The sequence below is a fragment of the Streptomyces sp. GL_148 genome (assembly GCF_057834205.1).
This window is the reverse complement of record NZ_CM174396.1, coordinates 940,925-965,179: the sequence shown is the minus strand read 5'-3', so window position 1 is coordinate 965,179 and position 24,255 is coordinate 940,925. Positions and strand designations below refer to the sequence as shown.

24 protein-coding genes are annotated in these 24,255 nt (G+C 73.8%); 9 read left to right on the top strand and 15 right to left on the bottom strand.

Features of this window, described 5'->3' with window-relative positions:
• Nucleotides 1-219 precede the first annotated feature (219 nt).
• From AC3IYI_RS04365 to AC3IYI_RS04350, 4 genes are all read right to left on the bottom strand, one after another.
• Entirely contained in the window at nucleotides 220-831 is a 612-nt protein-coding gene (locus AC3IYI_RS04365; RefSeq protein WP_489408942.1) for an Rv1733c family protein, read from the bottom strand.
• A 243-nt stretch (nucleotides 832-1,074) separates the two neighbouring features.
• Nucleotides 1,075-1,899, bottom strand: coding sequence for an MOSC domain-containing protein (locus AC3IYI_RS04360; RefSeq protein ID WP_489408941.1), 825 nt, complete (start codon nucleotides 1,897-1,899; stop codon nucleotides 1,075-1,077).
• 73 nt (nucleotides 1,900-1,972) lie between these two features.
• Nucleotides 1,973-2,557, bottom strand: a complete 585-nt coding sequence (locus AC3IYI_RS04355; RefSeq protein WP_489408940.1) for a DUF6643 family protein — start codon at nucleotides 2,555-2,557, stop codon at nucleotides 1,973-1,975.
• A 257-nt stretch (nucleotides 2,558-2,814) separates the two neighbouring features.
• Nucleotides 2,815-4,035 carry a glycosyltransferase gene (locus AC3IYI_RS04350; protein WP_489408939.1) on the bottom strand — a complete coding sequence of 407 codons (1,221 nt, stop codon included), beginning with the start codon at nucleotides 4,033-4,035 and terminating at the stop codon, nucleotides 2,815-2,817.
• Nucleotides 4,036-4,296: 261 nt separating this feature from the next.
• Here AC3IYI_RS04350 and AC3IYI_RS04345 point away from each other — a divergent pair, with 261 nt between their 5' ends.
• Nucleotides 4,297-5,121, top strand: coding sequence for a glutamate racemase (locus tag AC3IYI_RS04345; RefSeq protein WP_489408938.1), 825 nt, complete (start codon nucleotides 4,297-4,299; stop codon nucleotides 5,119-5,121).
• Nucleotides 5,122-5,189: 68 nt separating this feature from the next.
• Here AC3IYI_RS04345 and AC3IYI_RS04340 read toward each other — a convergent pair whose 3' ends face one another.
• Nucleotides 5,190-6,128, bottom strand: a complete 939-nt coding sequence (locus AC3IYI_RS04340) for a GlxA family transcriptional regulator (protein ID WP_489408937.1) — start codon at nucleotides 6,126-6,128, stop codon at nucleotides 5,190-5,192.
• A 217-nt stretch (nucleotides 6,129-6,345) separates the two neighbouring features.
• Here AC3IYI_RS04340 and AC3IYI_RS04335 point away from each other — a divergent pair, with 217 nt between their 5' ends.
• A complete protein-coding gene (locus AC3IYI_RS04335; RefSeq protein WP_489408936.1) occupies nucleotides 6,346-7,035 on the top strand; it encodes a DJ-1/PfpI family protein in 690 nt (229 codons plus the stop codon).
• A gap of 188 nt (nucleotides 7,036-7,223) precedes the next feature.
• Complete coding sequence (locus AC3IYI_RS04330) at nucleotides 7,224-7,748, top strand: hypothetical protein (protein ID WP_489408935.1); 525 nt, start codon at nucleotides 7,224-7,226, stop codon at nucleotides 7,746-7,748.
• A 25-nt stretch (nucleotides 7,749-7,773) separates the two neighbouring features.
• On the opposite strand, the gene AC3IYI_RS04325 is transcribed toward AC3IYI_RS04330, so the two are convergent.
• Together AC3IYI_RS04325 and AC3IYI_RS04320 are read right to left on the bottom strand one after the other, a co-directional pair.
• Nucleotides 7,774-8,745 carry an ADP-ribosylglycohydrolase family protein gene (locus AC3IYI_RS04325; RefSeq protein ID WP_489408934.1) on the bottom strand — a complete coding sequence of 324 codons (972 nt, stop codon included), beginning with the start codon at nucleotides 8,743-8,745 and terminating at the stop codon, nucleotides 7,774-7,776.
• Nucleotides 8,715-9,314, bottom strand: a complete 600-nt coding sequence (locus tag AC3IYI_RS04320) for a TetR/AcrR family transcriptional regulator (RefSeq protein ID WP_489408933.1) — start codon at nucleotides 9,312-9,314, stop codon at nucleotides 8,715-8,717. The genes AC3IYI_RS04325 and AC3IYI_RS04320 overlap by 31 nt, the downstream gene beginning before the upstream one ends.
• An 89-nt stretch (nucleotides 9,315-9,403) precedes the next feature.
• Here AC3IYI_RS04320 and AC3IYI_RS04315 point away from each other — a divergent pair, with 89 nt between their 5' ends.
• On the top strand, nucleotides 9,404-10,480 hold the full coding sequence (locus AC3IYI_RS04315; protein ID WP_489408932.1) for an FAD-dependent oxidoreductase: 1,077 nt from the start codon (nucleotides 9,404-9,406) through the stop codon (nucleotides 10,478-10,480).
• Nucleotides 10,481-10,532: 52 nt separating this feature from the next.
• On the opposite strand, the gene AC3IYI_RS04310 is transcribed toward AC3IYI_RS04315, so the two are convergent.
• Nucleotides 10,533-11,021 (bottom strand): VOC family protein, encoded by a 489-nt coding sequence (locus AC3IYI_RS04310; protein ID WP_489408931.1) that lies wholly within the window; start codon nucleotides 11,019-11,021, stop codon nucleotides 10,533-10,535.
• An 82-nt stretch (nucleotides 11,022-11,103) separates the two neighbouring features.
• Here AC3IYI_RS04310 and AC3IYI_RS04305 point away from each other — a divergent pair, with 82 nt between their 5' ends.
• Genes AC3IYI_RS04305 through AC3IYI_RS04295 form a run of 3 tightly spaced genes read left to right on the top strand, consistent with a single transcriptional unit; the run spans nucleotide 11,104 to nucleotide 13,813 of the window.
• Entirely contained in the window at nucleotides 11,104-11,619 is a 516-nt protein-coding gene (locus AC3IYI_RS04305) for a hypothetical protein (protein WP_489408930.1), read from the top strand.
• 40 nt (nucleotides 11,620-11,659) lie between these two features.
• Entirely contained in the window at nucleotides 11,660-13,309 is a 1,650-nt protein-coding gene (gene lnt, locus AC3IYI_RS04300) for an apolipoprotein N-acyltransferase (protein ID WP_489408929.1), read from the top strand.
• 9 nt (nucleotides 13,310-13,318) lie between these two features.
• On the top strand, nucleotides 13,319-13,813 hold the full coding sequence (locus AC3IYI_RS04295) for an NUDIX hydrolase (RefSeq protein ID WP_489408928.1): 495 nt from the start codon (nucleotides 13,319-13,321) through the stop codon (nucleotides 13,811-13,813).
• Between the two features lie 75 nt (nucleotides 13,814-13,888).
• Here the strand turns inward: AC3IYI_RS04295 and AC3IYI_RS04290 are convergent, their stop codons facing one another.
• Both AC3IYI_RS04290 and AC3IYI_RS04285 read right to left on the bottom strand, forming a co-directional pair.
• The gene (locus AC3IYI_RS04290) at nucleotides 13,889-14,698 is read right to left on the bottom strand and encodes a trypsin-like serine peptidase (RefSeq protein WP_489408927.1); all 810 of its coding nucleotides are present in this window, start codon (nucleotides 14,696-14,698) and stop codon (nucleotides 13,889-13,891) included.
• A 437-nt stretch (nucleotides 14,699-15,135) separates the two neighbouring features.
• A complete protein-coding gene (locus AC3IYI_RS04285; protein WP_489408926.1) occupies nucleotides 15,136-16,674 on the bottom strand; it encodes a glycosyltransferase family 39 protein in 1,539 nt (512 codons plus the stop codon).
• 193 nt (nucleotides 16,675-16,867) lie between these two features.
• Between AC3IYI_RS04285 and AC3IYI_RS04280 the strand changes: the two genes are divergently transcribed.
• Together AC3IYI_RS04280 and AC3IYI_RS04275 are read left to right on the top strand one after the other, a co-directional pair.
• Nucleotides 16,868-18,157 carry an ATP-binding protein gene (locus tag AC3IYI_RS04280; RefSeq protein ID WP_243340769.1) on the top strand — a complete coding sequence of 430 codons (1,290 nt, stop codon included), beginning with the start codon at nucleotides 16,868-16,870 and terminating at the stop codon, nucleotides 18,155-18,157.
• 349 nt (nucleotides 18,158-18,506) lie between these two features.
• Nucleotides 18,507-18,845 carry a DUF6191 domain-containing protein gene (locus AC3IYI_RS04275; protein ID WP_489408925.1) on the top strand — a complete coding sequence of 113 codons (339 nt, stop codon included), beginning with the start codon at nucleotides 18,507-18,509 and terminating at the stop codon, nucleotides 18,843-18,845.
• On the opposite strand, the gene AC3IYI_RS04270 is transcribed toward AC3IYI_RS04275, so the two are convergent.
• From AC3IYI_RS04270 to AC3IYI_RS04250, 5 genes are all read right to left on the bottom strand, one after another.
• Nucleotides 18,823-19,473: a hypothetical protein gene (locus tag AC3IYI_RS04270; RefSeq protein WP_489408924.1), complete on the bottom strand. Its 651-nt coding sequence runs from the start codon at nucleotides 19,471-19,473 to the stop codon at nucleotides 18,823-18,825. The two genes, AC3IYI_RS04275 and AC3IYI_RS04270, sit on opposite strands and share 23 nt — an antisense overlap.
• Nucleotides 19,470-21,101: a serine/threonine-protein kinase gene (locus AC3IYI_RS04265; protein ID WP_489408923.1), complete on the bottom strand. Its 1,632-nt coding sequence runs from the start codon at nucleotides 21,099-21,101 to the stop codon at nucleotides 19,470-19,472. The genes AC3IYI_RS04270 and AC3IYI_RS04265 overlap by 4 nt, the downstream gene beginning before the upstream one ends.
• A 122-nt stretch (nucleotides 21,102-21,223) precedes the next feature.
• On the bottom strand, nucleotides 21,224-22,480 hold the full coding sequence (locus AC3IYI_RS04260) for a Tm-1-like ATP-binding domain-containing protein (RefSeq protein ID WP_489411880.1): 1,257 nt from the start codon (nucleotides 22,478-22,480) through the stop codon (nucleotides 21,224-21,226).
• 48 nt (nucleotides 22,481-22,528) lie between these two features.
• Nucleotides 22,529-23,005 (bottom strand): NUDIX hydrolase, encoded by a 477-nt coding sequence (locus AC3IYI_RS04255; protein WP_489408922.1) that lies wholly within the window; start codon nucleotides 23,003-23,005, stop codon nucleotides 22,529-22,531.
• A 42-nt stretch (nucleotides 23,006-23,047) separates the two neighbouring features.
• On the bottom strand, nucleotides 23,048-24,091 hold the full coding sequence (locus tag AC3IYI_RS04250; RefSeq protein WP_489408921.1) for a cation diffusion facilitator family transporter: 1,044 nt from the start codon (nucleotides 24,089-24,091) through the stop codon (nucleotides 23,048-23,050).
• Between the last annotated feature and the right edge of the window lie 164 nt (nucleotides 24,092-24,255).

The following is a 24,255-nucleotide window of genomic DNA, read 5'->3' as shown; positions in this document are numbered from 1 at the left end:
AGCCGCCTGCTGATCGTCCGCGGGCCGAAACCGTCCGCGTGTCCGACCGTGTACGTGTCCTGCCGTGTACCTGTACGTGTCCTGCCGTTCGCGCCCTGCCGTTCGGGGCTCGCGCCGCCGCACCGTCCGCCCCGATCGCCCGGCCGTTTCACCGGCCCCGATCGGAGCAGCCGCTCCGGCGCTCCACCGTAGCGCGCGCGGGGCCGGTGAGTTGCCAGGTCAGCTGCCCGCGCCCGCCCGGCCCCAGTCCGGTCCCGCCGCGGCCCACGCGCGGTCCAGCCGGGTGTACCGCCGATGCATGAGCCTTCGTACGACCAGGCGGCGAAGCGTCTCCACCAGTGCGGCAATGCCCAGGGCCGCCGCGAGCCCCGCCACGCCCGCGTGGAAACTGGCGGAGGAGGGGTCGAGGGGCTGTCCGACGAGGCGGCCGTGCGTATCGGTCCATATGCGGAACCGGTCACCGGGACGCGGCGGTTCCTCGGCGGCCGGCACCGTGCCCTGGTGGTTGCTGCCGTCGGGCGCCGTCCACGACGCGACGATCTGCGTGCGCTGCGGGGTCTGGCGCTGCGCCGCCGGTTCGGTGGCCGCGCCGAGGAGCGGATCCGGTGTCGGCCGCACCACCACCGCCGGTACGAGATGGCGCTCGCTGCGCTGTTCGCGCACGGCCCGCTGCAGCGTGCCGTCCACCCGCAGGCCGGCGGCCCAGCCGATGGCCGGAGCCACCAACAGGACGCACAGCAGCGCCGCGAAGGCCACCCAGGCCTCGAATAGATCCGTCTGGCGGCGTAGCGGATTGCGCCGCCAGCGCCACACTCCCATTGCTGTCCGCACGGTCCGGCTCCCCCTACTTGTGCCAGTCTGCGCCTGCCTGCCGTCCCAGCCTCCCGCATGCCCCGGCCACCCGCATTCCGGGACGCGCGAGACGTGTGTCACCCGGTCCGGTGCTCACGTCTCGCTTGTTCCAACGGGCAGGCAGTGGCGGTTGGTTCCAGGGTGATGCCAGAGCCCCTCGAAGGTGTCAATCCGGGTGGTCTCACCGGCCCCCTGGAGGCGGCTCCGTCCCTGCGGACGCCCTCACGCCAGGACGCGCACCTCGTCGCCGACCCGCAGCGTCCCCAGCCGAACCGGCACCAGCAGCCGCCCGAAGGCCAGGGACTTCCCGATCCGCCGGTGCCTGGCCAGGGTCTGGAGCGGCTCCTTGCCCCGCACCGCCGTCGTCTGGTCGGTGGTCGTCACGACACAGCGTCCGCACTCGCGCGCCCCGCGGAAGACGGCGTCGCCGATCGCGACGCGCTCCCAGCGGTCCTCGGCCCACGCCTCGGCTCCGGACACCACCACGTTCGGGCGGAACCGGTTCATCGGGAGGGGGCCCTCGTCAGGATGGTTCCCCCGGGCGATCAGGGCGTTGAGCGCGTCCAGGGAGGCGAGGGTGGCGATCAACAGCGGATAGCCGTCGGCGAGACTCACGGTCTCGCCGGGCAGCGCGTACTCGGGATCCACCGGCCGCCGTACGGCCGGGTCGTCCAAGTGCACCAGGTGTGCCGGTACGCCCAGGTACGCGGTGAACCAGTCGGCTGCGGCTTGCGCCGCCGCCACGGTCTCGATCTTCTTGCCGAAGAGCGCCACCGGCTCCAGCGGACCCCGCTCCGGGACCTCTACCGTCAGATCCGCCATGCCCGGCGCCGAGACCTCGAACCCGCCGCCCCCCAGCGGACGGGCCCGTGCCAAGGCCAGCCTCGGCTGCTGGCGTTGGGTGATGACCGTGCCCTCCCCGTCCACCACCGCCCATCGGCGGTCGCCGGACAGACCCCAGGGCTCCACGGCCACCTCGTCGGGTGCCGTCCCCGCCACCGATTTGACGGGATGGACGTGGAGCGCCTGGACACGCAGTTTCACCATGGGGAAATTCTGCCAGCCGCCCCTCGCGGACTCCGCGGCGACCTCGTCGCAAGGGGCCGGCCGGGCGCGGCGGTCAGTAACCGCGCCCCTGCGGCTGGTACGGACGTCCGTACGGGTCCTCGAACGAGGCGGCCGGCACGGGCGCGGGCTGCGCCTGCATCGGACGCGGCGCGGCCGGGCGCATCGCCTCGTACCCGGTGCTCGTGGCGACCGGGCGGGGCTGCTGCGGCTGGGGCTGCGGGACGTAACCCGTGCGGGCCGCGAACGGCTGCGGCTGCTGCGGGACGTACGGCACCGGCGCCTGCTGGAGCGGCATCGGCATCGACATGGGCTGCGGCATCGGCGGCATCTGCTGCATGTGCGGCATCTGCTGGGGCGCGGCCTGCTGCTGGTACGGGTACCCGTACGCCGGGGCCTGCTGTTGTTGCGGGCGGGCGGGCGGCAGCGCCGCCGGCAGGGCGGGGAGCGCGGACGCGAGGGCCGGGAGGTACCCACCGCTCGAGTAGCCGGCGCTCGGCGAGTCGTAGGCGGCGGGGACCCGGATCGGGGCGATCTGCGGGGTCCCGCGTTCGGCGACGAGGGAGTCGTAGATAGGGGTGTCCGGGAAGGAGGGCGCGGAGTAGTAACCGCCGCCATAAGTGGAGCGGGGGGAGGTCATGGACCTAAGTTAAGCCCACGACTTCACCGGGTCCATAGCGAGGTGCCGTCAACACCGCCCTGACCTGCATATTCGCAGGTCAGGGCCACAGGTTTCACTTGACGTTCACGTGCACGATTTGGTCACTTCCGCCCCATCTTGCTCCTACTCGTGCTCACCGGTTGGGTGTTGCACGGATCGCGCGCCGGCCTTGTGCTGACGAAGCGTCATAAGCCACTGACCTCGGATGACGTGAATGAGAAGGGCGGAGTCCGGTTTCAGGCGTCGCCGGGGCGGGCATAGGTACGTCCCTTCCATGCCGCTCCGCGTCCGCGGTAGTGCTGCACGGCCGAGTCGACGGTCATCAGGAGGTACAGCAGCGCGGTCAGCGGGAGGAGCGGCGCGAGGACCGCCGGCTGGCGGTAGTAGCGCAGCATCGGCAGGTAGGTGCCGGCCATCAGCAGCCAGGCCAGGCCGCCGGCCCAGGCGACGGCGGGCCGGCCGGCGGCCAGGCCGGCGAGGAGCGCGGCCGGCGGCACGAGGTACACCAGGGCCAGCCCGGCCACCGTCCCGGCCAGGAGCGCGGGCCGGTGGCGCAGTTGCGCGTAGGCGCTGCGCGAGACCATCCGCCACAGGTCCGCGAGGGAGGTGTACGGGCGCACGCTGTCCACCCGCTCCGCGAGCCCGAGCCAGATCCGCCCGCCGGTGCGCTGGACCGCCCGGGCGAGCGAGACGTCGTCGATGACGGCCTGCCGGATCGACTCCGGGACCCCGGCCCGCACGGCCGCCTCGGTGCGCAGCAGGACGCACCCGCCGGCGGCGGCCGCGGTGCGGGCGGCGGGGCGGTTGATCCAGCGGAAGGGGTAGAGCTGGGCGAAGAAGTACACGAAGGCCGGGACGATCAGCCGCTCCCAGACGCTGACGGCGCGCAGCCGGGCCATCTGGGAGACCAGATCGAGGTCGGCGGCGGTCGCGGCGCAGACCAGCTCGCGCAGGCTGTCGGGTTCGTGGGCGATGTCGGCGTCGGTGAGGAGGAGGTAGTCGGGGGCGGGGCCCGGGCTGGAACCCGGGCGGGAATCCGGCCCGGAGCCCAGGACGGAGCCGGCGCCGGAGCGGGCGTGCGTGATGCCGTGCCGCAGTGCCCAGAGCTTGCCGGTCCACCCGGGGTCGGGCTCGCCGGGGGAGAGGACGGTCAGGGGCAGCCCGGGGTGCGCGTCGGCGAGCCGACGGGCGAGGTCGGCCGTGCCGTCCGTACTGCCGTCGTCGACCAGGATGACCTCGGCCTCGCCGGGATAGTCCTGCGCGAGCAGCGAGGGCAGGCTGAGCGGCAGCACCTCGGCCTCGTCCCTGGCCGGGACCACGATCGCGACGGACGGCCAGCGGGCGGGGGCGTGCCGGGGCGGGAGGCGCGTATCGGTCCGCCAGAACATGCCTTGGCCGAGGGTGAGCCAGAGCCAGACGGCGAGCGAGGCGCACGCGGCGACGAGGAGGTAACCCATCCCGGCAGTGTGCCGGGACGGGCACCCCGCGAGGTGGCGGGACACCGGGTTCGGAGGCCCGGATCGGTCCGGGGGCCGATTCGGGCCGGGCGGGTGGTGGCGGATCACCGTGGGGCACGGACGTGGGGGCCGGTGGCCTTCTGGGATGCGGCGCGGCGCGGCGCGGCGCGGTGCAGTGCAGTGCGGTCCGGTGCCGTGCCGAGGGCGGAGGTGCGGTCCCGTTGCCCCGGGTGGGGTGGGGGGATCGATTAAGGTGACCAAGTGAAGATCGCCCTCATGGACTCCGGTATCGGCCTCCTCGCAGCGGCTGCCGCGATGCGACGGCTGCGGCCGGACGCGGACCTGGTGCTGTCCTGCGACCCCGACGGCATGCCCTGGGGTCCGAGGACCCCGCAGGACCTCACCGGGCGGGCCCTCACCGTCGCGCGGGCCGCCGCGACGCACCGGCCGGACGCGCTGATCGTCGCCTGCAACACCGCCTCCGTGCACGCGCTGCCCGCGCTGCGCGCCGCGCTGGAGCCCGCGATCCCGGTCATCGGGACCGTGCCGGCGATCAAGCCCGCCGCGGCCGCCGGAGGGCGCGTGGCCATCTGGGCCACCCCCGCCACCACCGGAAGCCCCTACCAGCGCGGCCTGATCCGCGACTTCGCCGACGGGGCGCGCGTCACCGAGGTGCCCTGCCCGGGTCTGGCCGACGCCGTCGAAGCGGGCGACGGGGCCGCCGTCGTACGGGCCGTCGCCGCGGCCGCCGCTCTGACCCCGGCCGACGTCACCGACGTCGTGCTCGGCTGCACCCACTACGAGCTGGTCGAAGCCCCCATCCGGGCCGCCCTCGACCGGCGCACCGGGGGCGGCGCGTACGTCTTCCACGGCTCCGCCGAGCCCGTCGCCGTCCAGGCCCTGCGCCGGCTCGGCGCCCGCCCGGAGCCCGGTCTGCCGCACACCGGCAGCCTGACCGTCCTGCTCAGCGGCCGCCCCGGCACGCTCCCCGCGCCCGCCCTCGGGTACGCCGAAGGGCGTCTGCTGGCCGGGCTGAGCGCCGGCGCCGCCGTCGGGGAAACCGTCGGGGGATCCCTCCAGGGGTGACCTGGGATCCCTCCAGGGGTCGCGGACCTCGCCGCGCCCGCGCGGGTGCCGCCGGGTAAGTCCGGCGGTCAGCTGAACGCGCGGCGGTAGGCGTGGGGACTGACCCCGGTGGTGCGCTTGAAGCGGTCGCGGAAAGCGGTGGGCGAACCGAAGCCGACCTGGGTGCCGATGCGTTCCACGGAGTGCTGCGTGGTCTCCAGGAGGTGCTGCGCCTGGCGGATGCGGGCGCGGTGGAGCCACTGGAGCGGGGTGGTGCCGGTCTGTTCGCGGAAGCGGCGGATCAGGGTCCGCGTGCTCGTTCCGGCGCGCGCGGCGATGTCGGCGAGCGTGAGGTCGCGGGCCAGGTTCTCCTGCAGCCAGGAGAGCAGGGGTTCCAGTACGGAACCCCTGGGGGTCGGCGCGTGGTCGTGCACGATGAACTGAGCCTGCCCGCCCTCCCGCTCCAGGGGCATGACGGACAGCCGGGCCGCGTCGGCGGCGACCGCCGAGCCGTAGTCCCTGCGGATCATGTGCAGGCACAGGTCCAGGCCCGCGGCGGCGCCGGCCGAGGTGAGGATCCGGCCGTTGTCGACGTACAGGACGTCCGGGTCGACCTCGATGTCCGGATAGGTGGCGGCGAGGAGGTCGGCCGCCATCCAATGGGTTGTCGCCCGCAGGCCGTTCAGGAGCCCGGTGGCGGCCAGCGGGAACGTGCCCGAGCAGATGGAGGCGATGCGCGTGCCCCGCTCGGCCGCCGTCAGCAGCGCGGTGCGGACGGCGGGAGCGAGCGGGGCCGTGGGGACGTAGGTACCGGGCACGATGATCGTGTCCGCGCCCTGGAGTGCCTCCAGCCCCCACGGTGCGCGCAGGGTGAAGGCGCCCGCGTCGACCTCCGGCTGCTCCGCGCACACCCGGATCTGGTAGGCCGGGCGGCCGTCCGGCAGGCGGGTACGGGTGAAGACCTCGATAGGGGTGGACAGATCGAAGGGGACCACCCGGTCCAGGGCGAGGACGGCGACGGTGTGCATGGCCAGAACATAGCCGGTCACCGGGCGGGCTGAAGGGGCCAAGGATCCTCGGATCGCATCCTTCTGCAGGTCAAAGGTGCTTGTGCGGGCTGTGGCGTTATCCCGTTGGAAGGTGTCGTTAATGCCACTGGGGCAGGAGGCGCCGGACCCATAGCGTCAAGGGTGAGTCCGGACCGGCAGGGACCGGACCGGACCGCCGCACGCGGAGGAACCCTTCATGCACGCCCAGATCGTCCTGTTCGACGGATTCGATCCACTCGACGTCATCGCCCCCTACGAAGTGCTCCACGCCGGGGGCGCCGCATCCGGCGGCGCGGTGAGCGTGGAGCTGGTCTCCGCCGAAGGGCCGCGCGAGGTGGTCAGCGGTGCCGGGGGCCTGGCGCTGCGCGCCACGGGCGGCCTGGACCCCGGCCGTGCGGGCCTGGTCCTCGTTCCCGGCGCCTCGGGCCGCATCGGAGAACCCGGCGAGGTCCCGGACCTCGACACGGGCGAGGGGCCGTGGCGGCAGGACGAGTTCATCCCCGTCCTGATCGGCCGCACCCTGACCACCGAGCTGCCCGCGCTGCTCAAGGCGGCGATGGCCAACCCGCGGGTGACGGTCGCCGCGGTGTGCGGCGGCTCGCTCGTACTGGCCATGGCCGGCCTGCTGGAGGGCCGCCACGCCACCACCCACCACCTGGGCCTGGACATGCTCGACACCACCGGCGTCCACGCCGTCCGCGCCCGCGTCGTCGACGACGGCGACCTCGTCACCGGCGCCGGTGTCACCTCGGGACTCGATCTGGGCCTGTACCTGCTGGAACGCGAGGTGGGTCCGCGGATCGCGCAGGCCGTGGAGGAACTGTTCGCCCATGAACGCCGCGGCACCGTCTGGCGCGAGCGGGGCCCGGCCCCAGTCGGCTTCTGACCGGGCGCACCCGTCCAGTACCCGCGTCCGGTACCCGCCTGCAGTACCCGCGTCCCCTCTCGCCCCGCACCTCGAGGAAAGAACCACAGCATGTCCGTTGAAGGAACCTGGGACCTGGCCGTCTCCACACCCATCGGCCGGATCGACGCCGTAGTCGAGCTCCTGCGCCAGGACGCGGAGCCGCGCCCGTGACGAAGCTCTTCCTTTCCCTCCACGTCCTCGCCGCCGTACTGGCCATCGGGCCGGTCGCCGTCGCCGCGAGCATGTTCCCCGCGGCGCTGCGCCGGGCAACGGGTGAATCGGGTGCCGGTGCCCCGAGCGACCGTGCCCCGGGTGACCGCGACGCCCTCGCGAACCTGCGGATGCTGCACCGCGTCTGCCGTGTCTACGCGGCCGTCGGCACCGCGGTGCCCGTCCTCGGGTTCGCCACGGCGAGCAGCCTCGGAGTGCTCGGCAGCGGATGGCTGATCGTCTCGATCGTGCTGACCACCGCGGCGGCCGCCGTCCTCGCCCTGCTGATCCTTCCGGCCCAGGACGCCGCCCTCACCGCACTGCAGGAGCAGGCGGGACCGGGTCTCGATGCCAGCCCTGGTCCCGGTCCCGGTGCCCGGGCCGCCGCTCGCCTCGCGATGCTCACCGGGGTCTTCAACCTGCTGTGGGCCACGGTGACCGTCCTGATGGTCATCCGACCGGGCTCCACCACGGGAGGCTGACGGTTCCGCACCGCCGCCCGGGGGCCTACGCCTCCCGGGCGGCGGAGGCGGCTCCGGCCGTCGCGAGGCGCCGGGCCATGTCCCGTAGCCCGGCGGCGTCGAGCACGTGGTCCCCGTAGCCCGGCACGGGTACGTGCAGCGGTTCCGTCCAGGACTCCGGGACCGCCGCCGCGCCGTACCGTGCCCCGGCGAGGGTGCCGGTCACCGCCGCCACTGTGTCGGTGTCGCCGCCCAGGTCCACGGCGGCCCGTACGGCCTCCGCGAAGCCGGTGGTGGTGCGCAGCGCCCACACCGCCGAGCCCAGGCAGGGCCACGCCGCCCCGTTGAACTCGGTGGCCAGGCCCGGATGCCAGTCCGGGGCCAGGACCCGCGCGTACCGCTCGCGGTGGTCTGGATGCACCTGCGTCAGCGTCGAGGGGAGCGCGGCGAACGGGTCACCGCCGTCCAGGGCCACGCGTACGAAATCGTGCAGGACGGCCGTGCCTTCCCAGGCGGCCCGGTCCCCGTGGGTGAGCGCGGCGATCCGCCGGGCCGCGGCCATGGTCGACTCCCGCCCGGAGGGGGCGAAGTACACCGCCGAGGTCGAGGCGCGCATCAGGGAACCGTTGCCCGCCGCCCGCCCGCTGACCTGGAAGTGCAGCGCGGCGGCCAGGTCCCACGGGTCGCCGCTCGTCAGCACGGTCTTCGTCTGCAGTCCGATGTCCTTGGGGTCTCCGGCCGCCCAGCGCCGGAACCGGCCGAAGACGTCGGGGAGTTCCAGCCCGCCGCAGGCCAGCAGGGATTCCCCGACCAGTACCGCCATCTGCGTGTCGTCGGTGGCCTCGCCCGGATCCCAGCCGCCACCTCCGCGCATCTCCTCGCCGCGGGCGCTCAACTGCCCGGCGGGGCCGAACTCGTAGGGTGCGCCGAGTGCGTCCCCGGCCGCCGAGCCGAGCACGGCTCCGACGGCACGGTCGGTCCGGGTGGTCACCGGGTTCCCTCGTGCGGTGCGGGGCATACGCGGTCCAGCACACGGCGCGTGAAGGTGTCCAGGTCGGTGAGCCCGGCCGCGGCCAGGGTGTGCGGGGCGCCCGTCAGGAGGTGGGGGACGGCTCCGTGCAGCGTGAGGGTGAGGTCGCGGGCGTGCTCCGGGCCGGCCGGCAGTCCGGCGGCGGCCAGCAGGTGCCCGAACGCCGCGAAGTCCGCCGCCGCGATCGGGTCCAGCAGCTGCGCCAGCCACGGCCTTCGGGTCGCCTCGGCCTGGAGCTCCAAGTAGGCCACCACGCGCGGCCGCCCGGCTCCGGCGGTATCGCGGAGCAGTCCGGCGAGCAGCGCAGCGAGTGCGGCGCGGTCAGTGGGTCCGGGGCCGGCCCCCGCGAGCCGGTCGGCGAGTGCCCGGTACTGCTCCAGGCAGCGCTCGGCGACCGCGCGCAGCAGTGCGTCGCGGGTCGGGAAGTAGTTCTTGGCGGTGCCGAGCGGCACGTCCGCCGCGGCGTCGACGGCTCGGTGCGTCAGCCCCCGCCCGCCCGCCTCGGCAAGCACCGCGATGGCCGCGTCCCGCAGCCGGTCCCTTCGGTCCTGGTTCACCTTGCCAGCTTAACCACAACCGTGGTACCACAGGTGTAGCACCACAGTTGTGGTGGTCGAGTGGAAGCGACTCGAACGAGGGGTGTGCCATGGGCGTGAGCACTGGGGGCAGGGGTACCGAGAGGGGCTCGGCGGTGGTCGTCGGTGCCGGGGTCGGCGGTCTCGCCACCGCCATCGGCCTGCGCCGGGCCGGATGGGAGGTGACCGTTCTGGAGCGCCGGGCCGAGCCGGAGCGGTACGGCACCGCCTTCGGCATCCACCCCACCGCCCAGGCGGCCCTCGATCGGCTCGGCCTCGGCGGGGCGCTGCGGGAGCGCGCGGTCCCGTACCGCGACGCGCAGATCCGGTGCCCCGACGGCCGGGTCCTGGCCGCGCTCCCGCTGGAGCGGATCGAACGCAAGGCAGGTCGCCCCGAACTCCTCATCTCACGGCCCTACTTGACCGAAGCGCTGCTCGCCGAGCTCGCGCGGCTCGGCGGCACGGAGATCGCGTACGGCCGGGCCTACGAGGCTTCGGCCGCGCGGCGCGCGGACCTCCTCGTCGGCGCCGACGGGATCAACAGCGCGGTCCGCGCCGCTCACTTCGAGGGCGGGAGCCGGCCGCGCGAGCTCGCCTCCACGGCCTGGATCGGCATCGCCGGGTTCGAGACCGGCGTCTACGGCGAGACCTGGGGCCGGGGCCGCTTCTTCGGGATGACCCCGGTCGAACCCGGCCGCACCAACTGGTACGCCACCGTGCCCGAGGCCACCACGGCGGAGGAACTGCGGGCCGCCTTCGCCGACTGGCACGACCCCATCCCGCGCGTGCTCGCCGACACCGACCCGCAGACCTGGATCCGCCACCGAATGCGTCACCTCCATCCGGCGCTGCCCTCCTTCACCCGCACGGCCGGGCCCGGACCGGTCGCGCTGGTCGGCGACGCGGCGCACGCCATGACCCCGAACCTCGGCCAGGGCGCCTGCACCGCTCTCCTCGACGCGGAGGCCTTCACCCGGGCCGTGGCCGCCCACGGCGCCGGCAATCTGCCCGCCGCCCTGCGCGCGTACGACGGCGAGCGCCGCCGCAGCGCCCAGCGGGTGGCATTCGGCTCCCGGAACCTGCACCGCTTCATGACCGTCCGCCACCCGGCCCTGCGGGACGCGCTCGTCGGCCTGCTGCCCGGGTAGCCCGCCCGGTGAGCCCGTCCCGGTGAGCCCGTCCCCGGTGAGCCCGTCCTGGCTAGGCCGTCCCGGCAGAGGCGAGTCGGCGTTCCACTTCCTGCCCCGACAGGTCCTCCAGGTGGGTCAAGAAGATCCACGTGTGTCCGTACGGGTCTCGCAGGTGGGCCGTCCGGTCGCCGTGGAACTGGTCCGCGGGCTCCTGCAGCACTTCCGCGCCCGCCGCCGCGGCCGTCCGGACGAGTCCGTCCACGTCCGCGACGAACACGTGCAGCGCCACCGACGTCCCGCCCAGCGCCGTCGGCGAGGTGAACCCGCCGCCGCCGTCGGTGTCGCCCAGCATCAGCACCGCCCCGCCGATGCGGATCTCCGCGTGCAGGACGCCGCCGCCCGGTGCGTCCAGCCGGTACTCCTCCACGGCCCCGAAGGCCCGTACGTAGAAATCCAGGGCGCCGACCGCGTCGGCCACCATGATGTGCGGCACCACCGCCGTGCGATAGCGCTCCGGGATCGTCTTCCCTGACACTTCTGCCGCCTCGTTGTTCGTCATGTCCGTGACCGTAAAACCTCAAGTCCGATTGAGGTCAAGAGGGCCGGTGGCGTCCCTGCGGAACGTGAGTACGCTGCTACACATGACGGGTCACCCCCCGGGTCCGCTCTGGACGGGCCGGGCCTCCAACCGTGTGCAGTGGATCCTCGCCGGAGCCGGTGCGGCCTGTCTGGCGCTCGGAATCCAGCTCGCCGTCGACCACGCCTGGGGCGCCGGCATCGTCGCGCTGCTCATGGCGGTGATCGGCTGCCTCGCTGCGGGCCTGCTCATCCTCTTCGGCACCCTCGCCTTCGTGCACGCCGCCGTCACCGTCGACGCCGAGGCCATCGAGGTGCGCTGCGGGCACATCGGGCTGCCGCGCCGCAGGATCCGGCTCACGGAGGTGGAGGCCGCCGAGTACGTGCCCCTGATCACCCCACAGCAGTGGGGCGGCTGGGGCTACCGCTGGCGTCCCGAGCGCGGCACCGCCGTCATCGTCCGGCGAGGCGAGGGACTGGAGCTGCGGCTCGGCGACGGCAAGCTCTTCACCGTCACGGTCGACGACGCGCAGAACGCGGTCCTCGTGATCCGCGCCCATCTGCGTGCCCTGGCCCACTGACTCCGCCGCCGGCACAGGCAGGGGACGTACACTCCGCCAGATGAGCAGCAGTGCGACCCGCGCGGCCGGGAACGAAGCCGGGAACGAGTCCGGGAACGAGCCCCAAGGGCAGGGCCAGGGGCAAGACGGAGCCGGCGGGCGGCCTGCGCAGGCGCCCGAGGCCGGGGCCGTCGCGCGCCGGTGGGCCGGCCGGCTGGCGCGGCCCGGGGCCGCCGTCCTGTCCGGCGTGCTCCTCTACCTCAGCTTCCCGCCCCGCCCCCTGTGGTGGCTGGCCCCCCTCGCCCTCGCCCTGCTCGGCTGGTGCCTGTACGGGCGCCGCGCGCGGGCCGGTTTCGGCCTCGGGGTGCTGCACGGCCTCGGCTTCCTGCTGCCGCTGCTCGTCTGGACCGGCGAGGGCGTCGGCCCGGTGCCGTGGCTGGCGCTCGTCACCCTCGAATCCCTGCTGATCGGCCTCACCACCCTCGGCATCGCCCTCGTCAGCCGGCTCCCCGCCTGGCCGCTGTGGGGCGCCGCCGTCTGGATCGCCGGCGAGGCACTGCGCGCCCGGGCCCCCTTCGGCGGCTTCCCCTGGGGCAAGCTCGCCTTCGGCCAGCCCGACGGGGTCTTCCTGCCGCTCGCCGCGCTCGGCGGCACCCCGCTGCTCTCCTTCGCCGTGGCCCTGTGCGGATTCGGGCTCTACGAGGTCCTGCGCGTCGGCGCCGACACCCGCCGGGCCACCGCCGCGCTGCTCGCCGCCACCGCCGTGGCCGCCCCGCTCGCCGGGGCACTGGCAGCCCGGCCGCTGGTCTCCGACGCGGCCGAGGACGGCACCGTGGTGGCCGCCGTCATCCAGGGCAACGTCCCGCGCGCCGGGTTCGACTTCAACGCCCAGCGCCGCCAGGTCCTGGACAACCACGCCAACCGCACGATCCAGCTCGCCGAGGACATCAAGCTCGGCAAGGTCGCGAAGCCGGACTTCGTCGTCTGGCCGGAGAACTCCTCCGACATCGACCCGTACACCGAGCCCGACGCCTACGGCGTCATCGACAACGCGGTCAAGACCATCGGGGTGCCCGTCGCCATCGGCTCCGTCCTCGCCCCGGAGACCGGCCCGCTGCGCAACACGATGATCCTGTGGGACCCGGTCAAGGGCCCCGTGGACACCTACGACAAGCGCAAGATCCAGCCCTTCGGTGAGCGCATCCCGATGCGCTCCTTCGTCCGGCTCTTCAGCTCCGACGTGGACCGGGTGCGGCGCGACTTCGGCCCCGGCAAGGAGCCCGGGGTCTTCGACATGGCGGGCAGCGGAGTCGGCATGGTCACCTGCTACGAGGCCGCCTTCGACGACGCGGTCCGCTCCACCGTCCAGGCCGGCGCCCAGGTCATCGCGGTACCGAGCAACAACGCCACCTTCGGCCGCACCGAGATGACCTACCAGCAGCTCGCCATGGACCGGGTCCGGGCCGTGGAGCACAGCCGGACCGTACTGGTCCCCGTCACCAGCGGGGTCAGCGCCGTGATCCGCCCCGACGGCGAGATCGTGCAGCAGACGAAGCTGTTCACGGCCGACGCCCTGGTCGCCGAGATCCCGCTGCGCTCCACGCAGACCCCGGCCACCCGCTTCGGCCCGCTCGCCGAGTACCTCCTGCTGGCCGTCGCCGTGGCCGGACTCGGCTGGACCTTCGCACGCCGGATGCGCAAGGCCTCGTAGGGTCGGGGAATGACCACACCTGACTTCATCCGTACCCTGCGCGCCACCGCCGGTCACCAGTTGCTGCTGCTGCCCGGGGTGACCGCCGTCGTCGTCGACGAGCGGGGGCGGGTCCTGCTGGGCCGGCGCGCGGACACCGGACGGTGGTCGGTCGTCGGCGGGATCGCGGAGCCGGGGGAGCAGCCGGCCGACACGGCGGTGCGCGAGGTGTACGAGGAGACGGCGGTGCGGTGCGTACCGGACCGGGTGGTGCTGGTGCAGATGCTCCCGCCGATCACCTATCCGAACGGTGACGTCTGCCAGTTCCAGGACATCACCTTCCGCTGCCGGGCCACGGGCGGGGAGGCGCGGGTCAACGACAACGAGTCGCTGGAGGTGGCCTGGTTCGCACCGGACGCGCTGCCGGAGCCGCTGGAGTCCTTCGCGGTCGACCGGATCCGCCAGGCCCTGCGGGACGAGCCGACCTGGTTCGCGGCCCCCGCCCCGGTCGGCCCCGGCAACTGACCGCCCGGCCGAGGGCGGCGACGGCCCCGCTGCACGCGGCCCCGGCGCACACGCTCCGCCGCACACGGCCCTGGCTCAGCCGCGGTCGGAGGCCTCGCGGTAGAGCTCCACGGCCTGGTCGCCCATGACCGCGCTGTACGAGACCTCCGGGACGGTCCCGCCGCCCTCGTGGCCCCCCAGGACGCCCGCCAGGGCGCCGTCGACGAGCCAGGGGCTGCCGCTGGTGCCGCCGCTGAGGTCCGGGCACTCGACGCGGCGCTGGGTCGCGGAGAACAGGGTGGTGGCGTTGGTGCAGTACAGCGGGGACTCGTCGCGGCTCGGGTAGCCCACGACGGACACCGTGGCATCGGCCGGCTGCTCCGCCGCGACCGGGAAGCCCCCGACCACGTCCTCGATCTGCCGGCCGTTCAGCGGGTCGCCGTCCAGCCGGCGGTCGTCCAGCGGGGCCACCGTCGCGAAGGCGATGTCGGCGTCGGGCTCCGCGCCGTCCGTCCAGTCCGGGGCCACGTACGTGCCGGTCAGCTTCCACAGGCCGTACGGGGCCTCGCCGTCGCGGTAGCCCGGGGCGAAGACGGTGGTGTCCGGGCTGCCCAGGCAGTGCGCGGCGGTGACGATCACGTCGCGGTCCGCGCTGCGCACCACGGACGCGGTGCAGAAGTGGCCGCCGCCGAGCCCGCCCGCGAAGAGCGCGCCGACCCGCCCGGCCGTCTCGTCGGCGGCAGCCGTGACCGTGACGCCGAGCGGCGGTCCGGCCGACGCGTCGGGGGCGTCGACGCCCAGCAGGGCCGTCATGGTGGCCAGGGCGAGCAGGATCCGCGCAGCGCGCCGGCCACGGGCACGGGCGCGGGAGCGGCGGTCCGGTCGGGAGGGGAAGCGCTGGATCATGCTCCGAGCCTCACGGGGCAACCTGTGACCGGAGCCGGGGAATCCATATGAATCCGCTGTGAATCGGCGGGGCAGGCCGGCGCGTCCCTTCACGGGCCGCATCCCCTCCGCCGTCGGCGCGGCCGGCGCGCCGTGCGGGTCCGCCGACCGGATGGGCGCCGCCCGTTGGCCGCGGGGATGTGAGGTAGTCGGGGATAGCCATCAGGCGGCCGGGGATATCAGGCGCGGATGCCCACCGAACAGCTCAGGGATCGCGTCCTGGCACCGGCCGCACCGGTCGCGATGCTGTTCCTGCTGGTGATCTGGCTGTTGCTGTTCCTCCTCGGCTACGGGCTCCTGGAACACGGCGTCTCCGACATGCCGCTCACCGTCGCCCTGCGCGAAGCCGGCTCCTCCGTCCTCACCCTCGGCTTCGCCGGCATCAGTCACACCGCCCGTCAGCCGCGCCGCTCGTACACCGTCACCCGGCGGCCGCGGACCTCCCGGTCCTCCACCACGGTGAACTCCGCCCGCAGGACGGCCGCCTTCGTCCGGTCCGCCGCGGAGCCCGAGGGCTTGGCCGTCTTCCGCGAGTCCGTCACCAGGAGGACCCGCCGCTGTTCCCGCAGGGCCGCCGAGATCCGTGCAGGGGCGGCCTCCTCGCCCTTGAGGGTGCCCGACTCCGCGGGGCCGCGGGACAGGGCGATGTCCTTCAGGCCGGCGAACGCCCCGGGCGAGACCAGTGCGGTGTCCCGCCGGGCCGCCGGGACGAAGAGCACGGCGTCGCCGTCCCGCTTCAGCGCGGACACCTCCCCGGCCACCGCCAGGACGTCGTCCACCCGGCTGGCCGGAGACCGGTCGGCCAGCGCCACGGGCAGCAGCGCCACCGCCGAGACCGCGACCACGGCCGGCACGAGCGCGCCCGACGCCTTCGGGTACCGGGGCGCGAGGGCCCGTACGGCCGCGCCCAGCGCCGCACCGGTCAGCAGGGCCAGACCCAGCATGGAGAACAGCACGTACCGGTCCAGGAACAGCGGCTGTATCAGCGAGGCGGCGGCCAGCCCCAGCAGGGGCACCGCCAGCAGTGGCAGCCCGACCGAGGCCGCCGTCAGCCGGGCGGGGAGACCGGTGCGCGGCCCGCCCCGGAGGTCCGCCCACGCGCCCAGCGCGCCGACCGCCAGCAGGACGCCCGGGCCGATCATCATGTGCCAGGTCAGCGGTGGTATCCAGGAGACCTGGCCGGACTGCGTGCGGCTGAACAGGATCAGCGGCAGCGCCCCCGCCACGGCCGCCGCGGAGGCGAGCAGCCAGGGCGCCACGACACCGCGCCGGGCCCGCGCCCACCACAGGGTCACCGCGTGGGCGGGCAGGATCAGCAGGGAGAACCAGTTCAGCAGGGCGCAGACCAGCACGAGAGCCCCGTACGCCGTCCAGCGCGGCCGGGTCCGCCGCCCGGCCCCGGCTCCGGTCTCCGCTTCGGTTTCGGCCCCGGCCCCGGCCCCGGCCCCGGCCCCGGCTCCGGCGCTCGCGATCAGCGAGACGAGCAGCAGGGTCGACAGCCCGGCCCCGCCTGCGATCAGCGCGTAGGACCGGCCCTCCTGGAGCTGGAACTGCACGGCCGGCAGCAGCCCGAGGGCCAGCCCGCCGCCCAGCCCGGCCCACGGGCCCGCCAGCCGGCGCCCGATCAGCGCCACACAGCCGGCGGCGACCGCCACCGCCAGCACCGAGGGGAGGCGCAGGGTGGTCGTGCTCGCCCCGAACACCTCGAAGAGCATGTGCATCAGCAGGTAGTACAGGCCGTGGACCGCGTCCACGTTGCCGAGCAGGTGCCAGATCTCACCGGGCGAGCGCTCCGCCACTTGCCAGGTCGCCGCCTCGTCCCGCCACACGCTGTTCTGCCGGGAGAGCCCCCACAGCCCGAGGGACAGCGTCCAGAGGACCGGAACCAGCCACACGAGATACAGCCGTCGGATGCCGGTGGATATGTGGGAAGTCATGAAGGCTTGACGATCCTCGAGCAGCAGTTCGGGCGGAAACCACCAGTCTATGGACGATACGGAGGGTTCCCCGACCGGGTGTTGTGCACGACGGAGCGTGATCAACGGGCGGTCCGCCCCTAGCCTCGCGGCAGCAAGGTGCGCAACAGGCGCGCAGCAGGCACGCAGGAGCACGAACGAGGGGCGGTACCCGGTGAACTGGCTGATCCACGACTACCGCGAGAGCGATCTCGCGGCCGTTGTCCATCTGATCGACACCACGGCCGAACTCGGCCAGGAGTCGGTCTTCTCACTCGCCGAATGCATCAGCGCCCTCACCGACCGGCAGCCCTGCGTGGTCGCCGTCCACCAGGGCGTCCCGATCGGCGCCGCCCTCGCCTGCGTCACCGGCGAACGCGCCTGGGTCATGCGCATCGCCATCGCCGCCGGCTGGCGCGGCCGGGGCCTGGCCAGCGCGCTGCTCGTGGAGCTGGAGCGGCGGCTCATCGCCGCCCGCGTCGGGCGCATCGCCTACGTCCTGCCCGAGGAGGACCTGCTCGGCGAGGGCCTGCTCAACGCCGGCTACACCCGCCAGCCCGCCGTCGCCTACTTCGAGAAGACCGAGCCGCTGCACGGCCCGGCCGCCGGCCTCCTCGACGACCTCGGCGGCCGCTTCCTGCCGAACGACCTGTGGGCCAAGGTCGCCGGCATGGAGACGGAGAAGGACCTCATCGAGCGGCGCGTGGTGCTGCCGCTCGCCGAGCCCGAGCGGGCCGCCGCGCACGGCGTGCGGCCGCCGCGCGCCATCACCCTCTTCGGCCCGCCCGGTACCGGCAAGACCACCTTCGCCCGGGCCATCGCCTCCCGGCTCGGCTGGCCCTTCGTGGAACTGCTGCCCTCCCGCCTCGCCGACGAGGGGAACCTCGCGGCGGCGCTGCGCGACGCGTTCGCCCGCATCGCCGAGCTGGAACGCGTGCTCGTCTTCATCGACGAGGTCGAGGAGATCGCGCCCGTGCGCACCGAACCCGCCCAGCCCGGCGGGATCCACGGGGTGACCAACGAACTGCTCAAGCTGATACCCGGCTTCCGCGAGGGCGACGAACGGCTGCTGGTCTGCGCGACCAACTCCATCCGCTCCCTCGACCCGGCCTTCCTGCGCCCCGGCCGCTTCGACTACCTGATCCCGATCGGCACCCCGGACGCGGGCGCCCGCGCCGCGATCTGGGCCCGGTACACGGCGGGCCGTCCCGATGTGGACGTGGCGGCGCTGGTCGGGGCGAGCGAACTGTTCACCCCGGCCGACATCGAGCACGCGGCGCGGATCGCGGCGCAGGTGTCCTTCGAGCGGGACCTGGAGGCGGTGGGCGCACGCGGCGCGGCGGCGGCCCAGCTCGGCGCGAGCACGGAGGACTACCTGGCGGCGGTGGCGCAGTGCCGGCCGACGGTGACCCCGGCGATGACGGGGGAGTTCGCGGCGGACATCACCGCGCACGCCCGCTTCTGAAGAAGGAGCGGAGCGATCTGAGCTGCCCGCCACGGACGGGCAGGCAAGACGGCCCGCAGCCACTCCCCAAAGCGGCTGCGGGCCTCCCGCGCGGACTTGGCATCCGTGCGGGACAGCCACGTTCCGGTTGGGGTGTATCGCCGGCTGGAACGTGGCAGCAAGGGTGCCGTGAGGGCCATCCCTGATGCCCTCGCCAACACATTCGAGTCAACCAGGGGCGGGGGTGGCGGCGCCTCGGCCGCACGGCCACGATCGCCCGGCCGGAAGGACCGGTCCGGGGCCCGGGCCGTTGGCCGAAAGGAGGACCGGGGTGGGGGTCGGGGTGCAGGACCGGGATTAGGGTCGGGCCATGGCCTTCGTCGTCTTCATGACCCTCCCAGGGCTGGCTCTGCTGCTCACCGCCATCGCCTTCCTCGACCTCACGCTGGAGCGCGCGGGCCGCGCCGGTCTGCTGCCCTGGCGCTGGAACGGCCGCAAGGGGCAGATGTCCGCGACCGGCTTCGAGCAACTGCACGCGAGCTTCTCGCCGGGCAAGCAGAACGAGCTCAAGGAGCGGCAGAGCGCGCTGATCATGCGCGACGACGAGGAGGACGGCGCCCCGCCCCGTTCCCGCGTGGACCTCGACGGCGGGCTCGCGGTGATCCGCATGCCCGCTCCCTCTCCCGCTACGGGCGGCAGCGGTACGTGAACTCCGCCGCGGCCGTCCGCCGTACGGGCGAGACGAGCTCGAGCTCGGCCTTCGCGGGGTAGGTCCCCGCGCCCTGGAAGGTCCACAGCAGGTGCAGCCGGGCCTCCTTCCGGCCGCTCGGCACCCGCTCGGTGAGCTGCTCCGAGCGGGTGCCGTCACTGCGCAGCCAGCGGTACGCGAGGACCCCCGGCCGCCCGTTGGTCCGTACGACGGCCACCACGTCGGCGGTCCCGTCGCAGCCGGGACCCTTGGCCTCGGTGCTCACCACCACGTCCCCGACCTCCAGGGCCGGGCCGTAGCGCTGCCAGCCCAGGTAGCAGAGGACCCCGATCAGGACCACGGCGGCCAGGGTGTAGCGCCGCCATTCGCGGCGCCGGCGGGGGGCCGGGCCGGGGAACAGCGGGAACGGCGCGGGCAGCGCGGCCGTCACCCCCGGTCCGAAGCGCAGTACGGAGCCCTCGACCCGGTCCGGCACGGCCCCGATCGGCACGTCGAACCGCGCGGTCGCGCCGGTGCCGTCGAGCCGTTCGGTCCGCTCCGTGTCCTGGGGCGGTCCGGTGATCCAGTGGCTGCCGAGCACGGTGGCGCTGTAGTCGTCGTCGCCCTGCGGGGCGTGGGGATCGCTCATGCCGGCTTGCACCCTCGGATGTAGATGCTCTGGACGGAACTCTGGTTGGCGGCGGCCGGCTGGGTGGTGGCGCGGACGCTCCAGTAGCAGCCGGCGCCCTGCGCGAAGGTGTGTGCGAGGGTCTGCGTACCGGGGCTCCCGGCGCCGAACGCGACCGTCTGGCGACCGTCGGGCACCGTCAGGGCGCCCTTGGTGTCACCCGTGAACCATTCGACGACCAGGGTGTACGGGCCCGCGCCGTCGCTTTCGACGGAGAAGGCGGCCTCGGTGGTGCCCGGGGCCGTCTGCCGGAAGGAAGTGACGTTCACCGCGGAGATCTTGACCTTCGGGGTCGGGCTCGGGGTGGGCGTGGGGGTCGTGGACGGGGTCGGGGTCGGCGGCTTGGTCACCGTCCAGGTCGGCGTCGGTGTCGGGGTGGGTGTCGGCATCGTGTAGCTCGGGCTCGGACTCGGACTCGTGCTCGCCGACGGCGAAGCGGATGCCGACGCGGACGGTGTCGCCGAAGGCGAAGCCGACAGGCTCGGTCCGGGCGCCGGGGTGGCCGGGCCCGGCGCCGACGCGCTCGACGTGGCGAACGCGTTCAGCGCCTTCGCGCCGCCCGGCTCCGAGCCCACCGCCTGGTAGCCGAGTACGGCCACCAGCCCGAGCACGAGCGCCGCCCCCGCCGCGAGCAGCCCGCGCCCGCCCGGGGCCCAGCCCGCGGGCGGCGCCGGCAGGACCGTCGTGGCCAGGGCGGTGACGCCCTGCGCCGGTGCGCCCGCGGAGGGGAACAGCAGCGGCAGCAGGGCCGCCAGCGCGGCCAGCTTGCGCTGTCCGCGCTCCTCCCACTGGGGCCCGTACGCCGCCAGGGCCACCGCCTCCAGTTCCGCGACGAACGCGTCGGCGTCCTCGGGCCGCTGTTCGGGAGCCTTCGCCAGTCCCCGCCGGATCAGCGGGCGCACCGGCTCGGGCGCCTCGGTCTCCGGGACCGGCGCCTCGATGTGCTGGACCGCGAGCTCCGCGAAGTTCTGCCCGTCGTAGGGCTTGCGGCCGGTCAGGCATTCGAAGAAGGTCGCCGTCGCCGCGTACACGTCGGCCTCGGGCGAGGCGGGCCGGCCCTGCCACTGTTCCGGGGCCATGTAGGCAGGGGTGCCCGCCGCTCCGGGCGTGGTGCCCAGGGGGGTGGCGATTCCGAAGTCCACCAGCTTGGAGGTCCCGTTGGCCGCGACCAGGACGTTCGCCGGCTTGTAGTCCCGGTGGACCACACCGGCCCGGTGGGCGTCGGCGAGCCCCAGCAAGGAGCCCTTCAGCAGCACCAGCGCCGCCTCCGGTCCGGTCCGCCCGCACTGCTTCAGCAGGGCGTTCAGCGGGATGCCGTCCACGAGCTCCATGACGATCGCGGCGCCGCCGGGCGCCTCGACGTACTCGTACAGCCCGACCACGTACGGGGAGCGCAGGGCGCCGAGGAGTTGGGCCTCCGCCCGGAACTCCCGGACGAAGACCGGGTTCTCGAGCATCCGGTCGTTCAGGTACTTCACCGCGACGGCCGTTGCGGTGACCTCGTGGACCGCCAGGACCACGCGGCCGCTGGCGCCAGAGCCGAGCTCGCGGACTTCCGAGTAACCGGGAACCGACCACACGCCGTTCATGCCTTCCCCCCTTGCCGTGGCGTGACCGCGCCCCGGAGCCGGTCGTTCCATGGACCGGCCATCACCTGGGACACATTTCCGCCACGGCCGGTTCCCTGTCGGGGACACCTCCGCGCCGGGGGTCAGGCCGCTGCGGCCCTCGCTCCGATCATGGCGTGCAGCCGGTCGGCCGCCGCCCGCCCGAAGTCCGGATCGTTGATGTGGGTGTCGTAGTCGTGGATCCGGGCGGCGCTGCCCCGCAGCCCGTCGCGCAGCGCCGAGAACAGCGCCCCGTCGGCGTCGGGGTCGTGATAGGGCCCGCCGGGGGCGCCGAGCGTGGACAGCCCGCGCAGGGGCACGCAGACGGCCGTGGGGCCGGTGGCCGCACGGAGTTTGGCGGCGACCCGGCGGCCGAGCTCGGCGCACTCGGCCTCGGTCGTACGGATCACCGTGATCGAGGGGTTGTGGACGCGGACCCTGCGGTAGCGGACCCGTTCGGGCAGGTTCTCCATCGGGCCGAACTTCACCATGTCCAGCGCCCCCAGGCTCACCACCTGCGGGATCCCGGCCCGCCCGGCGGCGCTGAGCCGGTCGGGCCCGGCGGTCAGGATGCCGCCGCACAGTTCGTCGGCGAGCTCGCTGAGGGTGAGGTCGAGGACGCCGGCGAAGACCCCCTGGCCGGCCAGGGTCTCCAGGGTCCGGCCGCCGGCGCCGCTGACGTGGAAGACGAGTACCTCGTAGCCCAGTTCGGTCAGGCGTTCCCGTGCCGCGTCCACGCCGATCGTGGTCACGCCCGCCATGCTCGCCGCGATCAGCGGCCGGGGCCCCGAGCCCAGCCGGGCGGACCGGCGCAGCTCCATGGCGGAGCGCTCGTAGGCCTCGGCCATCCCGGCGACGGCCGCGACGGCATTGGCCAGGACCGGCGCGGAGACGCTGTTGATCCCCGCGATGTCCACGACGCTGTACATCATGGTGATGTCCGCCGATCCGACGTACGGGGCCACGTCCCCGGACGCCATCGAGGAGACCATCACCTTCGGGACGCCGAGCGGCAGTGCGCGCATCGCCCGGGTGGCGATGGAGGTCCCGCCGCTGCCGCCTATCGCGAGCACTCCGTGCAGCCGGCCTTCGGCGTGCAGGCGTAACAGGGTCGCTTCCGCGCCCAGGGCCATCGTGGTGACGGCCGCACCCCGGTCGGCGGCCGCGCGCAGTGCGGACAGTTCCGTTCCCGCGGCCCGCGCCACCGCTTCGCGCGGTACGTCGGCGGGCACGCGGGGCTCGTTCATGATTCCTGCATCGACCGTGATCACTTCGACGCCGGCGCGCAGCAGCCTCTCGCGCAACCAGCCGTACTCCACACCCTTGGTGTCCAGGGTTCCCACCAGCACGACGTTCGTCATACGTGCAATGTCCATGCAGGTAGGGTTTGTTGGCAAGTAAAGGTCAGGTCAACCCTCGTTTTCCAGAACGTCCAACAGCCGTTCCAGAAAAGGAATCTGAGACACCACCAGCTTGGTTCTGGCCACCGGGGGAGTGAACCACTCCACCCGGTCCAGCTCGGGGAACTCCGCCGTCCGCCCCGATTTCGGCGGCCACTCCATGGTGAAGGTGCCGGGCACCGCGAGGGCCGGATCCAGGTCCGCCCGCACCGCCCAGATGGTCACGAGCTTCCCGCCGATCATCCGCACCTCGCCCAGCGGCAGGTACGGACCCTCCGGCGGCGGCAGCCCGATCTCTTCCTCGAACTCCCGGCGGGCCGCGTCGCGCGGGGTCTCCTCGGGGCCGTACTCGCCCTTCGGGATCGCCCAGGCGCCCGCGTCGCGGCGCTCCCAGAGCGGGCCGCCCATGTGGCCGAGCAGGATTTCCACCCCCGCTCCGGTGTGCTGGCGGAACAGGAGGAGTCCGGCACTGCGCTTGGCGGTCATGGCCCCATGCATACCCCGTCCGGGCACGGCTCAGGCAGCGGCTCAGTGGTCGTGTGGACCCTGGCGGTGGACCGGGCCGTGGGCGTCCGAGCAGTGCGTGTCGGTCCGGTCCTCGCCGGGGCGGCCCACCGTGAGGAGGGAGTCCTGGACGTGGTCCACCTGGAGGGTGGTGTGCGTGATCCCGTACTCCTTCGCCAGCAGGGCCTCCAGGTCCCGGCGCACGGCGTGGCAGTCGCCCTCCGGGGCCACCAGCACGTGCGCGGACAGCGCGGCCTGCCCCGAGGTGATGGTCCAGATGTGCAGGTCGTGGACCTCGGTGACCGGGGGCTGCCCGACCAGGCGGTCGCCGACCGTGTCCGGGTCCACGTGGGCCGGGGCGGCCTCCAGCAGGATCCGGCCGGACTCGCGGACCAGTCCGTAGCCCGCCTTGACCATCAGGACGACCACGACGAGCGAGGCGATCGAGTCGGCCTGCCGGAAGCCGGTGGTGAGCACGATCAGACCGGCGACGGCGGTTCCGATGAAGGCGAACAGGTCGTTGAGGATGTGCTGGTAGGCGCCCTCCACCGCGAGCGAGGTGCGGTTCGCCTTCGAGATGCACCAGGCCGCCGCGATGTTGACGACGATGCCCGCGAGCGCCGTCACCAGCACCAGCCCGCCTTCCACGGGCGGCGGATCGAGCAGCCGTCGTACGGCCTCGTACGCCAGCCAGACCGCCAGCAGCAGCAGGGTGAGGCCGTTGGCCTGGGCGGAGAGTATCTCCGCGCGCTTGAGGCCGTACGTGAATCCGCCGCGCGCCGGCCGGGCCGCCAGCCGCATCGCGATCAGCGCGAGGACGATCGAGACGGCGTCCGTCAGCATGTGCGCGGCATCGGAGATCAGGGCCAGCGAGTGTGCCAGGACGCCGATGACCACCTCGATGGCCATGAAGCCCGCGATCAGGCCGAGGGCGATGCCGAGCCAGCGCCGGTCGGCGTCGGCGGCGACACCGTGGCTGTGGCCTCCGTGACCCCCGTGACCCCCGTGGCCGTGGGTCTCGTGGCCGCCGGCGTCGTGGTCGTGCGGCGCGTGATCGTGCGCGCTCATGGTGTCCCCCGTGAGTCGTGGTGTGCCGACGGCGCTTGTACGTATCCGGCGTGGTGGCGGCGTATCCGGCGGCCGCGTATCCGTATGGCCTGAAGTGAAGCGCACCTCGCCGCGATGGGCAAAGGCTGCAACGGGGACCGTTGTCATTACCTATAACGCCCGCC